Origin of the sequence: Arenibacter algicola (genome assembly GCF_000733925.1) — a bacterium.
Taxonomy (GTDB): Bacteria; Bacteroidota; Bacteroidia; order Flavobacteriales; family Flavobacteriaceae; genus Arenibacter; species Arenibacter algicola.
Map to the genome: position 1 here is coordinate 1087032 of NZ_JPOO01000003.1, position 15445 is coordinate 1102476.

Genomic DNA, 15445 nt, shown 5'->3' on the forward strand with positions numbered 1-15445 from the left:
TAATAGCTCAATTGGTTAATTAGGTTTTATTTGATTGCCCTGGCGCTATCCGCTCATTCCTCCATATATTTTCGCATTTGCCTTTCCTCCCACTTTCTAAAAAATCCAGGTTTCAATTTCAAAAAGTAAACTCCCGACACCATTAGGACCACTCCCCAAATAACCGGAATTAAGACAATATTCCATTCCAGCCAATTTAGGAAACCTTGGTCTTCAACCCCATTTGCAGTAAAAAAATTCAAGATCCTTCCCTTAAAAACATAAAGCAGGGCATTCATAACCAGATATACTGCAATATGCGCGTAAAAATTCTTAAGATTATCCACTCGTTTTTTAGCCTTAATATACTTTTCCAAATGATGTTTATCCATTTCCATTATTTATATTTTTCAGCCTCCCGTTTTTCTTTCTCCATGTACCTGCGGATCTGTCTATCTTCCCAATCCTTGTTGAAAAATGGATTATAGGAAAAGACCTTTAAGCCATGGAACAATAAGCCAATGCCCCAAAACATCCACACTACAAATGTCCCAAAGTCCCAAAATGCCTCCACAAAAGACTCTCCATTGCCCAAATTCCGTGTAATCTTAGCTGTCGTAATAAAAACGTTGACAGCCAGATACACCACAAGGTGAACATAAAAGCCTTTTAATTCGGCTACGTGTTTTTTGGCACGCTTCAATTTATTTCCCTTATCGTAATCCATTATTTCCATGTGTTTTTTCTTTCATCCTCCTGCATATACTCTTTAATTTTCCGCTCTTCCCAATTCTTTCCGAAGAAAGGGTTCAAACCAAAAACTTTAACGGCGTGAAACACCAACCCTATTCCCCAACCAAAGGCCGCCCACAGAAACCAAGGGTAGCGCCATTGGTCGGTCCAGTAATTTAGAGCTGCCAAAAACCCTATAAAAACAAAATAGGATATAAGGCTCATATAGAACTTCTTTATGGCACCTACCCTTTCTTTGGCCCTGAAATATTTGTTTTCCTTTTCTAAATTTTCCATGATTTAAATTTTATTCAAAATTCGCAACCCGTCCATTCTTTTTCAAAACTATACTTATGAATTGTTGATTTTGCAGGATGGACCGTAGCCTTAAAAATTTTCATCTTCCATATACTTTTGAATTTTTCTTTCTTCCCAATTTTTCCCCAATAGCGGATTATAACCAAAAACCTCCATCCCATGGATAGCCACACCAAACCCCCATCCAACGGCTGGAAAAATCACCCAGGGAAAACTTGTAGTGTTATAATTAATTATAGCCAAGACCGGCAGCACTACACAATAGGATATCAGATTGCCATAAAACCCCTTTATGGCCTCTACCCGTTCTTTTGCCTTTTGATAGCGTTTTTCCTCCAAAAATGTTTCAGTTGTTTCCCTAAACCCTATCCCTTCCATAAGCATCGGGAGCTTGACCGTAAATTCCGAAACAGATTTTCCAATCTGAACTTCCCTACTGGATAACATTTGATAACGTTCCTGTATATTCCTGAGCCCAACTCCACTACTTTTTCTAATGACCTGCTTCTCTTGTAAATTATTCGACACACAAAGCATACCTCCCTCCTCATATACACGTATCCTCAAAGGTCTTACGGCCGTTACCACATTGTGCTTAACCGCATTTTCCAATAGGAGCTGCAGGGACAAGGGAACTATTTTTGCTTCGGCAATACTACATTTCACAGGGATATCGAAAACTATGCTATCCTCAAATCTCATTTTCAACAACCTCACATAAGTCTCCGCAAAGGCGAGCTCCTCATCCACAGTTACCAAGTCTTTGTTCTTCTGCTCCAAGACATAGCGATATACTTTTGAAAGGGAAGTGGTGAATTTTTGTGCCTGTTGGGGATCCTCCTCAATTAAACTGGTAAGCACGTTTAAACTATTAAACAGGAAATGCGGATCCAATTGATTCTTAAGGGCGTCAAATTTGGCAGAGGCAGTACCTGCAATTATTTTCTGCTCTTTCACCTTGTTCTCCTGCCTATGCTTAAAGTACCAGGCCAAATAAAATATTGCAGAAATTAAAATCGCCAACAAAAGAGAGACTTTGTAGTGCCCCAATGTCTCATTAGCCAAAAAATCCATGAAGGACATATTACCAATCCCTACATTGAGAATTAAACGCGAAACGAATATGCCTACCAAAGAGAGGATTATATTTCCAGAGATCCCAATCAACAAACGTTTCCGGGTGTAAATCTGTTGCTCATATTTAACCATAAGGAATTGAATCCAATATGCATTCACCATATAAAGGATAACAGCAAAAATCATATTGGCATAGTACTCCTGAAAAGCCCTGCGAAAAGTAAAGCCTCCATCAAATTCCCCCATAAAAAGGAAAACAGCTAGAAAAACAAAGTACAACAAGGTCCCTATAAACAGAGCATTTCCTAAATGTTTAATAAATCGTATCATTCAGCCTTATTTGTCACCCATTACTACATAATTCCGGAAATTCACCTTTCGGCTGTTTGCACAATGGGATGCTGCTGGCTTAAAGTTAGGAAAAAGATTCCACGACGGTTCAAGATCCATTGGAATGTATTGGACAACATTTTCAGCACTCACAGACACCTCCATGAATATTGCGGGCATCCACCTATATTCGTTACCGTATTGATTTGCAGTATCAAAAATACAGTTATCTACCAATTTACTTTCATCATATGCCGCCGCCAATTCATTGACGACTGTAGCTAGAATTATCAATATGACCTTATGCATAGCTCAATTTTATTTAAAATCTTCATTGCTCAAATTTGACCTAAATAAAATAGTTGGGAAAATTGGATCTACCGAATTGTAGATTTTACGGGATGGACTGGATAGGAAATAGCCATAAATATAAAAGAGGACGCACCCCTACGTCCTCTTTTGAAGTTTCAAAAAATAGTTTCGTTTTCGATAACTTATTTTTCAAGTCTTACTTATGAATGTTAAATTTAACATTTATTCCCATAGAAAAAGTTTCTTTTTGAAAAAAAATTAACTCAAACCGTAAATATGAATTTGCCCGCTATTAGGATTATCACTTACAAGGGAGCAATTACTGCCGCAAAATTAGACGTTCTGCCCTCTAACCGATACTTATTGAACGGACAGTAACAAGGCAACACTTACTAGTACAGGTTTGGGGTTTTTATTGCAAAAAGAGATGGATTTCCTTAAAATAAAAAAGAGGACGCACCCCTACGTCCTCTTTTAAAAGTTAAAAAATAGGCTTTTTACCAAATAACTTATTTTTTAAGTCTTACTTATGAATAATAAATTTAGGGATTATTTTCAAATAAATAACGCTTTTTTCGAAAAAAAATTAACTCAAACCATAATTCCTTCTCAAAATTAATTCTCCTTAACTCCCCCTCCCTCACTTAAAACATCACTTTAAATTTTATTATATAAGATTTTAAAAATAAACTATTTATCCAAAAAAGTAAACTCTGGCAACTTGATTATCTCCCCTCCTTTAAGCGCCGACTCATGAGCCAGGATCCCTACACAGGTAATGTTGGCAGACTGTTTTGCATTGGGGTATGGCGCTTGGTCTTGAACCAGTGCATTTACAAATTCGTTCACCAAATGCGGATGCGAGCCCCCATGACCAGCGCCCTGGGTAAAGGAAAGGTGTTGATGTTCATCCGAATCGTATACTCCTTGGGTCGTAAAATGCTGTATTTCTTTTGGCAATAATTTTGCGAAATCCGGACTTTCTACTTCCTCTGGAATCTCTGGCTCCGGTTTTTTGGCCGTGTGCACCACCAATGGCTTTCCTTCGATAAGAGGCCACTCTACTGATTTTTTTGAACCATACACTTCAAAACTTTCCCTGTACTGCCTAGCCACATCAAAAAGTGAACGATACACCTGTGCGCTCAAATCGGAATTCCGAAATTTAATATGTGTGGTCTCCACTGCGAATGGTGAGTTGTAATGAGGTATCAGCTCCTCCCGTATAGTTCCCGAACCAAAACAGGATACATATTCAGCCTCCCCCCTCGTAAGGGCCAAGACGGGGCCTACACAATGTGTTGCATAGTGCATAGGAGGCAAACCTGGCCAATAATTGGGCCAACCGTCCATATCCTGCTGGTGGCTTGCTTTTAAAAACTGAACCTTGCCCAGCTCGCCTTTCTCGTACAACTCCTTCATATACAGGAACTCCCTCGCATATACAACAGTTTCCATCATCATATAGGTGAGGCCGGTTTCCTGAGTTAGGCGTACGATTTCCTCACATTCTTCAACCGTAGTCGCCATAGGCACTGTACAGGCCACGTGTTTCCCGGCTTTTAGGGCTTTAATGGACTGAATACCGTGGTCTGGAATAGGCGTGTTGATATGTACTGCGTCTATTTCCGGGTCCTGCAACAGCTCGTCATATGAAGTATATCTTTTTTTAATGTTGAATGCATCGGCCAACTCCTTTAATTTATCAGGATTCCGTTGTGAAATTGCTACCAAATTGGCGTTTGGATGCTTTTGGTAGATAGGAATAAATTCGGCTCCAAATCCCAAACCCACTATAGCGATATTTACTTTCTTATTACTCATTTTCTTTATTTTTAATTAAATGTCTTTTTCATAAAATCGATTCCTTGTGAAGCAAATTCATCTTGGCTCTTTGCCAAGTTTTTCCAGATACATACTGCCCCTGCCAACTCTTTGATCTCCGGAGTAAAACTTTCGATGACTATTGCCCCTTTGTAATTTATGGCTTTTAAACCTTCTGCAAAATCGGTCCAAGGGGTTAGGCCGGTTCCCGGAATACCCCTATGGTTCTCCGAAACCTGCACATGTAGCAACTTATCCCCTACCGTCCTTATGGCTTGGGCGATGTTACTTTCCTCAATGGTCATATGAAAACCATCAAGCAATACTTTAGCATTACCATGGTTAACATCTCCAATAAAACGCATTACATCCTCGGCAGTATTGATTAAGTCCGACTCAAAACGATTTAGTGGTTCCAATGCAATGCATAGTCCATGATCCTTGGCCATAGAACAAACCTTGTGTATATTGGTCACCGCCAAATCCCATTCCTTTTGCCTTTCTTCCTTAGGCAACATTCGTGCTTTACCCACAGCTGCATACATGGGTCCAGCCAAAAAATCCACTCCCCACAGATTACAAAGTTCAAAGCATTTTTCAATGTAGTCAAAGCAATTTTGATGTACAGCGGCATCCTTATGGGTCAGATCCTTTGTAGGACCAAAAGCGCCACAAACAACGGCCTGTAATCCGTTATCTTTTAGCGCATTCTTTATCACCTCTCCATTGATCAATTCTGGGTCTTCCACAGGAATTTCCACCAAATCATACCCCATCCCTTTAATTTTAGGGAACAGGGAAATGGATTGGGTATTGAACGGTGACTCCCAAAGCCAGGTACTTACCCCGTATTTTATGTTATTTGTCATGCTTTAATAATTACTATAAATAAGTTACAGTTGTATTCTATATTTCAATTCTTTATGTATATAACCAACCGATTGGATCTACCACTACTTTGCCTTTACGACCTTCATTACACCCTGCATAATTCTCCAATGTCCGGGAAAGGTGCAGATAAAAGGGTAATCTCCTGGTTCTTCGGGAGCTGTAAATTTTAAGACAACCTTTTCTTCAGGGTTAATAATGGCAGTGGCATATAGTACTTCAGGCATGTTAGGAACATAATTTTTTTCTGCACCATCGGGATCCATTGCCAATTTATCAGCGGCCATCCCCACCTTTTCCTTTTCGCCTATCTTAGTAATGACAAGGTTGTGCTGCATAAAATCTGTGTTCTCAAATACAAGTTCAACAGCTTTTCCTGCTTCCACAACAAACTCTGTGATATCGTATTTCATCTCATTTTTAATGGTCTTTATATTAATAATTACAGCGCTGGAACCTGTCTCCAAAGTGCTGTCTGCACCCAATTCCACCTCATTGATGTAGGTTTCGACCAATAGCTGTGCCAAGGATTTATCCGCAAAAACGCTTTTGGTACTTTTGGAGTAGTCCGATTCCACTTCGTATTTCCAATCTCCGGCCAACGAAACGCTAAATGTACCTACCTTGAGAAACATCTGCTCTTTTTTACCCCAGATGCCGCCTCCTCCGCCAGTATCTTCAACACGGACTGCAATAGAATTGCTCCCTGCCTTTAGAACACCGGATGGAATTTTATACCCCCTTTCTGCCTGATAATCCTTTTCAATACCCCCCACGAAAATACCATTAACGTAAACCTTGTCCGAATCGTCAACAGGTCCCAAGGATATGGTACCGGACTTGGCAGCTGCGCTGGACGGAACTTCCACATTTTTACGAAACCAAATAATACCATCCATCTGCAATCCCGCATCTTCTATAAACTGTGGAAGACGCATGGTTTTCCAATTGGAATCATCCAGGTTTGCCGCTTCTCTTTGACGTTCATTAAACTGTGCCATTTCAAAATTGGGATTGGCAGCTAGAAAGGCCGTAATAAATCCCTGATGATGCTTACTTCCCGCTGCATAAAGTGCCATTGCCAACCAATTATCGGCCAATACTTGCTCGTTGCTGCTCAGCTCGAACAACTTTCGCCCTATTTCTATGTTGGGTTCCCTTTCGGAAAAATATATAAGTGCAGCTAATTGTACTTCCGGATCCTTATCCTGAAGTATATTGGACTCCAATAAAAGCGCATCTACACTATTGTTTTTCGGCAAGATCTGTATGGCCGCCTTCCTAACCGTTCCTGACGGATGGTTCAAAGCCCCTTTAACCACTTCTAGTGCTTCCGTATTTGAAGAAACAGCCCCAAGTCCGTCAAGGACCCATAAAGCATGCAGTGCGCCCGGATTAAGTCCCAAAATATCCACTTCGGTATTCTTGACCAATGAAATGAGTTCTGGTACTACATCAGCATCTCCATTTTCAACCAATAACCGCTGGGCGGTCATACGCCAGAACATATTGTCATTGGAAAGGGCTTTTACCAAGCCTTTTGAATCCTCCTTATCCAAAGTCATGGATGCCTTATCTTCCATATCTTGGGGCACAATGCGCCAAATACGACCCTTGGACTTATCACGTAACGGATTTTCATATGCATTCCCCAGCCCGTTCACAGCATCATACCCACCTCTTTCCACTCTGGGGGTCGGATTGTGCTGAATAATGAAATTATACCAGTCCAATACCCAAACTGCACCGTCAGGTCCTACCTTGGCCTCAACAGGGGAAACCCATTCATCCGAACTGGCCATCAAATTACCACCGTCCTTTTCCAAATACCCAGCGCCATCCTTTTCAATTTTAGCAATATGCACTACCCCTCCCGTTGGTTCGCAGACAAAGGCGTATTTATTCCAATATTCTTTGGGGAATGTCCTAGCCGTATAAAAATGGTGACCCGCGGCCGCTGTAAAGCCCCCAAAAACATCTACCTGTCTTATATTTTGGGTAATGGGCAACATGGCATAATGGCCATCAATTTTTGAGCTGCCTTTTAAGGAAACCCCTTTTACATCCTTTAGGTTCTTGTTAGGTATACCCATAAATACACTGTGGGTATTGTTCGCTGTGGAAGCAAAAATGGAGTTATCCTCGGTAATCCCCAATCCCCATGTATTGTTGCTGGTATTCGTCAAAAATTCAAAATTGCCAATTTCGCTATTAAAACGATATATTCCTTGACCAAACTCGAAGTTCTCACCCGCAATACTTCCCTTAAATCCTGAATAACCTACTACACCGTAAATATTGTTGTCAATGCCACGCTGAAGGTTGGAAGGCCCGGCGTGGGTATCAAAAACTCCCCATCCATCGATTACAATTTCCTTTACATCTGCCTTGTCATCGCCATCTGTATCCTTTAAGAATAAGAAATACGGTGCCTGGGAAACCAAAATTCCTCCATTCACAAAAGTAAAACTGGTAGGGATATTTAAATTTTCGGCGAATAGGGTAAATTTATCCGCCTTTCCATCACCATCGGTGTCTTCGCATATTTTTATCCTGTCGTCTCCTAAGCCTTTATCGTCCCGTACCGTATTGGGATAGTCTACCGTCTCTATTACCCAGAGCCTACCTTTCTCATCCCAATTCATAGCTATAGGATTAATTATATTGGGTTCCGAAGCAAACAGCTCCAACTTAAACCCAGCTGGAACCTGAATTAATTTTGCAGATTCTTCCGGCGATAAAGGCAATTGATATTTTGGTGCAGGATCCCTTTTCTCGTAATTGGGAATATTGGCCATTTCCTTATACTGCAAGGTTGGTATATCTTTAGAAAATGCCTCCCAATTCTTTTTTACCTGGTGGGCTACCGCCCAAAGAATACCTTCTTTGATAAGATTTTGAAACCCTGGCTTAGTCCACGTTCTTTCATCATGTCCGTAAGCAGTATAGAATACCTTGCCCTTGCCAAATTGCTTTACCCATGTCCATGGCTCATTATGTTCCCCTTCTACCCTTTCCATCAATACGGTGATATCACTGGCCAACTTATCATGCACATAAGTTTCATCCCAAGTGGAAAACTCCTCTAAATTTTGCATTATGGGGTGCGACTTATCAATAATTTTGGCCGTAAAGGTATCCGTACCGTGGGTTTTAAATTGCCCCCCTACCAAATCCACATAATCTTCCGACTCATTAAAACAAAAACTTGCACAATGAATCGGGATAAACGCGTGTCCCTCTGCTACATAATCCAACAAAGCTTTTTCCTGTTCCGGAAACCTACTTTCATGGTTGGCGTAAATAATTACCCCATCATAGAGTTCTAGATTTTCAGGATTAAGATCTTTTACCTCTTCAGTATAGGTAATGTTAATTCCACTTTGAGTCAAGGCCGAGGCCAACATGGGCATATATAGTCTGGAGTTATGGTGTTCCTGTGCGTGCCCAAGGAACAACATCTCAATTCGTCTGGGTTGATCGTCTTTCTTTTTCTTTTCAGAAGGATTACAACTTAACAAGGTTGTAAGTACAATTAGCGAACAAAAAAAACGTGCCGTTAAGGTTTTCATGATTAACTTGTATTTATGTTCAACAATTATAACAATTAATCGAGCACAAAGAATACTATATGTTATCTACAATTAACTGTATTATACCATTAAACAAGTATTTTGTATATATTTATGGACAAATAATTACAGAATACTAGAATTACACCTAAGATTGGCCCCTAGCATTTCCGTGTTTAAAACCTTATTCCTCGATGAAATCTGCATTACAAAAATCGCCCATTCCTAAATCCCATGCCTTTGTTGCCAAATTATTGCGACAGCCCAATTTTGACCCTATTTGGCATTTCCATCCGGAGTATCAACTATTTATGGTGTTAAAAGGTGGCGGCACCAGATTTATTGGTGACCACGTAAAGCATTTTAAGGAAGGGGATATTACCTTCACAGGACCCAATTTACCACATATGTGGCGCAGCGATAATGAAGGTTATGCAGTAGAGGACAGTTTATGGTCCGAAGGTATTGTAGTTTACTTTCATGAAGATTTTATTGGCCAAAGTCTATTACAAAAGGAAGAAATGATTAAACTAAGGCAATTATTTCATAAGAGTCTACGGGGTCTGGATGTGACTGGAAAAACCGCTAAATCTATCGGCACCATGCTAACCAAGCTAGTGCATCTTGAAGGCATGGAAAGTGTTCTGGAATTGTTTAAAATCTTAAACTGTATTGCCAACACAACAGAAACTATATCCCTGGCCAGTCCTGGATATACCAACTCCTTAAAGGAAGCGGATACCGAAAGGATGAACAATGTCCACGCCTACGTAATGAAGAATTTCAAAAGCAAAATAGAATTAAGCACTGTGGCCTCCTTGGCCAACATGACCCCAACCTCCTTTAGCAGATACTTTAAGATTCATGCCAACAAAACATTTTCTGAATTTTTAAGCGAAATTAGAATAGGCTATGCCTGCAAACTACTTATCGAAAATAAAATGAATATTGGCCAGGCCTGCTACGAGAGTGGCTTTCAAACCCTGTCCAATTTCAACAAGCAGTTCAAGGCAATCACCAAAAGAACCCCCTTGTCCTATAAAAAGGAGTATAGTGCATAAACAAACATAGAACTCACAGGCCGGTCATGTTTTTTTGGATAAATAATTACTTTAATTAAAGTAATTTTGCGCTATGGTAAGAAACATACAGCTCAGGACCACTTTATTGGAAGAATCGGTAGAGGATATCCTAAGGAAGAAAGCTTCAAAATATTTGGGAATCCCCATTGAGGAAATTTCAAAGGTAACCGTACTTCGCAGATCTATCGATGCCCGTAAATCTACCATATATTTTAATTATAAGGTCTCAGTTTATATCAACGAACCCGCACCCAAGACCAAGGAGTACATCTTTGATTATAAGGACGTATCCAAAGCTAAAAAAATACACATTATAGGTTTTGGACCTGCCGGGATGTATGCCGCGCTTCGCTGTATAGAATTGGGCTATAGACCCATTGTCCTTGAAAGGGGAAAAAATGTCAAGGACCGTAGACGGGACCTGAAGGCTATCAATAGGGACCACATAGTAAATGAAGACTCCAATTATTGCTTTGGAGAAGGAGGTGCCGGCACGTATTCCGATGGCAAATTGTACACCCGAAGTCTTAAAAGAGGGGATGTACGGCGAATTTTTGAAAATTTGGTCTACCACGGCGCCACAGAACAAATACTCATAGATGCCCACCCACATATAGGCACCAATAAGTTGCCCAAACTAGTGCAAAATATAAGGGAGACCATTTTAAAATACGGAGGGGAAATACACTTTCAATCGAAAGTGGTCGATTTTAAAATAGTCAACAACACCATAAAGGCCATTGTTTTGCACGATGGTTCCGAAATGCCCGCGGAAAGGGTTATTTTGGCTACAGGTCATTCCGCTAGGGATATCTATTATTTGTTGAACGACAAAAAAATTGCCCTACAGGCCAAGTCATTTGCCATGGGCGTACGGGTAGAACACCCTCAACATATTATAGATAGTATTCAGTACCACTGTAAAGGACAACGGAACGAATTGCTCCCTGCTGCTTCCTATAGTCTGGTAGAACAGGTAAAGGACAGGGGCGTATACTCCTTTTGTATGTGCCCGGGTGGATTTATAGTTCCCGCGGCAACCGCGCCGGGAGAAGTAGTTGTTAACGGTATGTCCCCTTCCAAAAGAAATAACCTATTTGCCAATTCCGGTATTGTAGTGGAAATAAATGTGGACATCGATATTCACAAATATGAACACCATGGCCCATTGAAGGGCTTGGAATATCAAAAGGATTTGGAGCGATTGGCTTTTACTTCAGGTGGGCGAACACAAACTGCCCCTGCACAGCGACTTACCGACTTTGTGGAAGGTAAACTGTCCATTGACCTGAACCCTACCTCCTATCAGCCAGGATTAAAATCCGCCCCTTTGCATTCCCTTTTGCCTAAATTGATTGGTAGTAGGCTACGCTCTGGGTTTACGGCCTTCGGGGAAAAAATGAAGGGCTATTACACTTCGGAGGCCAATGTGGTAGGGGTGGAATCCAGAACCTCCTCCCCTGTAAATATTCCAAGAAATGAAAACCTGGAACATCCGGAAATAAAGGGACTTTTCCCCTGTGGGGAAGGTGGAGGTTACGCCGGCGGCATTGTATCGGCAGCCATGGACGGGGAACGATGTGCTGAGGCCGCTGCTGCTGGATTCTAGGGTCTATTTTTTGATTTAAACGGTTTATCCAAACTAATCCCCTACCTTTGCCGCTTATTTTACATACTACATGACATTCAAAGAATTAGGTATTATAGAGCCTATCCTAAAAGCCTTGACGGCTGAAGGCTATACAAATCCAACCCCAATACAAGAAAAGTCCATACCCATTTTACTAAAAGGAAAGGATCTATTGGGTTGCGCGCAAACAGGAACCGGTAAAACGGCAGCATTTTCAATACCCATCATACAACAATTGGTGATGGACAGGGAAGCCAATCAACAACAAAGAAAAATTAGAACCTTGGTGGTAACCCCAACAAGGGAGTTGGCCATACAGATCGGGGAGAATTTTACCTCTTATTCCAGATTTACAGGAATAAGGAACACCGTTATTTTCGGTGGAATTAAGCAAGGAAGGCAAACGGACGCTCTTAGAAAAGGTGTGGATGTACTTATTGCTACTCCAGGAAGGTTATTGGACTTAATGAACCAAGGCTTTATATCTTTAAAAGATATAAAATATGCCGTATTAGATGAGGCCGACCAAATGTTGGACATGGGCTTTATCCACGATATTAAAAAGATAATTGCCAAACTACCGGAAAATAGACAATCCCTTTTCTTTTCCGCTACCATGCCACCTGCTATAGTGGAACTCTCAAAGAAAATATTGGGAGATTTTGAGCGTGTTACCATAAAACCTCAGCAAGCAACAGCGGAAAAAGTAGAACAGGGCGTTTATTTTGTAACCAAAAAAAATAAACCAAACTTGCTTATCCATCTTTTGGAAAAAGATCCAAATGATTCCGCCCTTGTTTTTTCGCGCACCAAACACGGTGCAAACAAAATAGTAAAACAACTGGCCAAGGCAGATATTAAGGCCGATGCCATTCACGGCAACAAATCGCAGAATGCGCGTCAAAAAGCTCTGGGCGATTTTAAAGATGGGGAATTAAAGGTACTGATCGCAACCGATATTGCAGCTAGAGGAATAGATGTTGAAGAACTTTCTTTAGTGATCAATTATGACCTTCCAAATGTTCCGGAAACATATGTACATCGAATAGGTAGAACAGGAAGGGCCAGTGCCAGCGGAGTTGCACTATCGTTTTGTGATGCTGAAGAGCGACCTTATCTAAAAGATATTCAAAAATTGATAAACCAGCAGGTACCCGTTATTACAGACCACCCTTTTGCGGACGATGGATCGGAAGAAATACCCTTGGAAGAGAAAAAGCATCACAATAACAGGCAAAAACAAAGGACGGGACATTCCAATCCTAGAGGTGGCAGAAATAACAGCCATAGCAGAAAAAGAAATAACAGACCAAAAAGGGATTGATATTAAAAAATCAGTTCCCTTTTTTCTTTTATTTTGGTGATATAAACCACAAAGGATTAGTAGGTATTTAAAAAATTCAGGATATTTATTCTTTTAAAAGATTTACTCTTAAAGACGAAAATAAATATCCAATGAAAAACACTCTAACTACCATATTAGTAGGCTTTGCCCTATTTATTATTCCGAAGACCTCCTTTTCCCAAACCACCAATCTTATCAGTTTTAATATTAGGTACGACAATACTTCTGATACGATCAATAATTGGAACAAACGCAAGGCCTCATTGGCCTCATTAATTCAGCACTATGATGCCGATATTGTTGGTATTCAGGAAGGCCTTCACCATCAGGTGGATTATTTGAACAATGCCCTTAATGGTTATTCCTATGTAGGAGTCGGTCGGGACGACGGGCAACAAAAGGGAGAGTACTCGGCAATTTTTTACAATAGTGATAAATTCAAAGTGCTAAAAACGAATACCTTTTGGTTATCAGAAACCCCAGAAAAAGTATCGGTGGGTTGGGATGCCTCCATGGAGAGAATCTGCACCTATGCCATGTTTGAAAATGTAACGTCCAAAAAACAATTCTATGTTTTTAACACACATTTCGACCATAGGGGAATGCAGGCCAGAGTAAATTCTGCCGAACTTATTTACAAAAAGATTAAAGAAATAAACACCTCCGACCTTCCTGTAATCCTAATGGGGGATCTAAATTTAACCCCGGACACCGAGCCTATACAATTCTTAAAAAAGCACTTAACGGATGCCATGGGAATTTCGAAGAAACCTTTCTATGGACCCATAGGTACTTTTAATGGTTTTGATCAGGACAGAATTATGGAAAATAGAATAGACTATATCTTTGTAAATAATATTGAAGTATTGTCCTATACCCATATTGATGACAGAATGGCCAATAACATGCATATTTCGGACCATTTACCCGTTTTGATGACCATAAAGAATTAAATGAGGTTCAGAGTATTGAACCACTTAAGCACTACTTAAAACATGTACACCCCATCCCATTATAAAAACGAAAACCTGGATGAAGTCCGGGAATTCCTTAAGCAAAACAGCTTTGGCATTTTGATCAACCAAACCGATGGCCGCCCATGGGCCACACATATCCCATTGGAATTGGATGTGGATGACGAAGGAAAGGACATATTGGTAGGTCATATCTCCAAGGCCAATCCACAATGGAAATCTTTCAAGGGAAATGAAGAGGTCTTGGTTATTTTCAATGGTCCGCATAGCTACATCTCCTCGTCCTGGTATAAGGAAGAAGAAGTGCCGACCTGGAACTATATAGCGGTACACGTCTACGGTAAAATACAAATACTAAATGATGAAGCGGTCCTGGATTCCCTACATAAATTAGTGGACAAATACGAAAAAGCTTCCACCAACCCGGTTTCAATACATAATCTTTCACATAAAACCATGAGACAAATTAAGGGTATTGTCGGATTCCAAATTGGTATAACAGATATTCATGCAACCTATAAGTTATCCCAAACAAGACCGGAGGACCATCCAAAAATAATAGAGGAATTACAAAAGACCAATAATCCAGGTTCCCATGAAATTGCCAACATGATAAAACAAAAAAAGTAACAACAGAATAATATTAAAATTCTTTTATATAATTATTATAGAAATGAACTTGGATAGAGAAAAACAACTTGCGGCCATAGAAGCCGTAAAATATGTTAAAAGTGGTATGACCGTGGGTTTGGGAACAGGATCTACTGCAGCCCATATGGTTAAAGAATTGGGGAGACTAGTACAAAACGGATTGAAAATAGTTGGGGTACCTTCCTCTGAAAACACCAAAAAATTGGCAATGGAATTAGGGATTCCCCTTACTACCTTGGAAAAAACCAACGCCATTGATGTATATATTGATGGTGCCGATGAATTTGATCCCTATATGCAACTTATAAAAGGAGGCGGTGGCGCCCTATTAAGGGAGAAAATATTAACCTTTAATTCTGATTTGGTCATTATTATTGCAGACTCCCAGAAAGAAGTGAAAAGGTTGGGCGATTTTAAACTCCCCGTGGAAACCATTCCTTTTGCTACCAAAAAAATTGAGCAATCGCTTCAAAAAATGGGGCTACAGCCAAAATTGAGAGTAAAGAATGACGAAAATTTTGTCACCGATGAGGGCAACTTTATATTAGACCTTAATATTGGACATATTTCAAATATCCAATTATTGGAGACCAAACTAAAACAAATTCCGGGCGTTGTGGAAACCGGCCTATTTTTAGATATGGCAGACATCATAATAATAGGACAAGGAGAAACTACCATTACCCTAAAGAAATAAGTAGGCACAATCATTTTCATATAGCTACCTTTTG

14 protein-coding genes are annotated in these 15445 nt (G+C 40.2%); 6 read left to right on the forward strand and 8 right to left on the reverse strand.

Annotated features, from left to right (window positions below):
• Window positions 1–53: 53 nt before the first annotated feature.
• From U735_RS0115025 to U735_RS0115060, 8 genes are all read right to left on the reverse strand, one after another.
• Window positions 54–377, reverse strand: a complete 324-nt coding sequence (locus tag U735_RS0115025; RefSeq protein WP_031444615.1) for a 2TM domain-containing protein — start codon at window positions 375–377, stop codon at window positions 54–56.
• Window positions 377–706, reverse strand: coding sequence for a 2TM domain-containing protein (locus U735_RS0115030; RefSeq protein WP_232233269.1), 330 nt, complete (start codon window positions 704–706; stop codon window positions 377–379). The genes U735_RS0115025 and U735_RS0115030 overlap by 1 nt, the downstream gene beginning before the upstream one ends.
• Window positions 706–1008: a 2TM domain-containing protein gene (locus U735_RS0115035; RefSeq protein WP_031444617.1), complete on the reverse strand. Its 303-nt coding sequence runs from the start codon at window positions 1006–1008 to the stop codon at window positions 706–708. Before U735_RS0115035 ends, U735_RS0115030 begins: the two co-directional genes overlap by 1 nt.
• A gap of 90 nt (window positions 1009–1098) precedes the next feature.
• A complete protein-coding gene (locus U735_RS0115040; RefSeq protein ID WP_031444618.1) occupies window positions 1099–2436 on the reverse strand; it encodes a 2TM domain-containing protein in 1338 nt (445 codons plus the stop codon).
• Between the two features lie 6 nt (window positions 2437–2442).
• On the reverse strand, window positions 2443–2745 hold the full coding sequence (locus U735_RS0115045) for a hypothetical protein (protein WP_031444619.1): 303 nt from the start codon (window positions 2743–2745) through the stop codon (window positions 2443–2445).
• Between the two features lie 693 nt (window positions 2746–3438).
• Entirely contained in the window at window positions 3439–4572 is a 1134-nt protein-coding gene (locus U735_RS0115050) for a Gfo/Idh/MocA family protein (protein ID WP_031444620.1), read from the reverse strand.
• An 11-nt stretch (window positions 4573–4583) separates the two neighbouring features.
• Entirely contained in the window at window positions 4584–5441 is an 858-nt protein-coding gene (locus tag U735_RS0115055; protein WP_031444621.1) for a sugar phosphate isomerase/epimerase family protein, read from the reverse strand.
• Between the two features lie 84 nt (window positions 5442–5525).
• Window positions 5526–9032: a PVC-type heme-binding CxxCH protein gene (locus tag U735_RS0115060; RefSeq protein WP_031444622.1), complete on the reverse strand. Its 3507-nt coding sequence runs from the start codon at window positions 9030–9032 to the stop codon at window positions 5526–5528.
• A gap of 194 nt (window positions 9033–9226) precedes the next feature.
• Between U735_RS0115060 and U735_RS0115065 the strand changes: the two genes are divergently transcribed.
• The 6 genes from U735_RS0115065 (at window position 9227) to rpiA (ending at window position 15411) form a co-directional block, all read left to right on the forward strand.
• Window positions 9227–10093, forward strand: coding sequence for an AraC family transcriptional regulator (locus tag U735_RS0115065; protein ID WP_031444623.1), 867 nt, complete (start codon window positions 9227–9229; stop codon window positions 10091–10093).
• 73 nt (window positions 10094–10166) lie between these two features.
• Complete coding sequence (locus tag U735_RS0115070; protein WP_031444624.1) at window positions 10167–11723, forward strand: NAD(P)/FAD-dependent oxidoreductase; 1557 nt, start codon at window positions 10167–10169, stop codon at window positions 11721–11723.
• A gap of 70 nt (window positions 11724–11793) precedes the next feature.
• Window positions 11794–13068 carry a DEAD/DEAH box helicase gene (locus tag U735_RS0115075; RefSeq protein ID WP_031444625.1) on the forward strand — a complete coding sequence of 425 codons (1275 nt, stop codon included), beginning with the start codon at window positions 11794–11796 and terminating at the stop codon, window positions 13066–13068.
• 131 nt (window positions 13069–13199) lie between these two features.
• Window positions 13200–14042 carry an endonuclease/exonuclease/phosphatase family protein gene (locus U735_RS0115080; RefSeq protein WP_031444626.1) on the forward strand — a complete coding sequence of 281 codons (843 nt, stop codon included), beginning with the start codon at window positions 13200–13202 and terminating at the stop codon, window positions 14040–14042.
• A gap of 42 nt (window positions 14043–14084) precedes the next feature.
• The gene (locus U735_RS0115085; RefSeq protein ID WP_031444627.1) at window positions 14085–14693 is read left to right on the forward strand and encodes an FMN-binding negative transcriptional regulator; all 609 of its coding nucleotides are present in this window, start codon (window positions 14085–14087) and stop codon (window positions 14691–14693) included.
• Window positions 14694–14736: 43 nt separating this feature from the next.
• A complete protein-coding gene (gene rpiA, locus U735_RS0115090; protein ID WP_031444628.1) occupies window positions 14737–15411 on the forward strand; it encodes a ribose-5-phosphate isomerase RpiA in 675 nt (224 codons plus the stop codon).
• Window positions 15412–15445 lie beyond the last annotated feature (34 nt).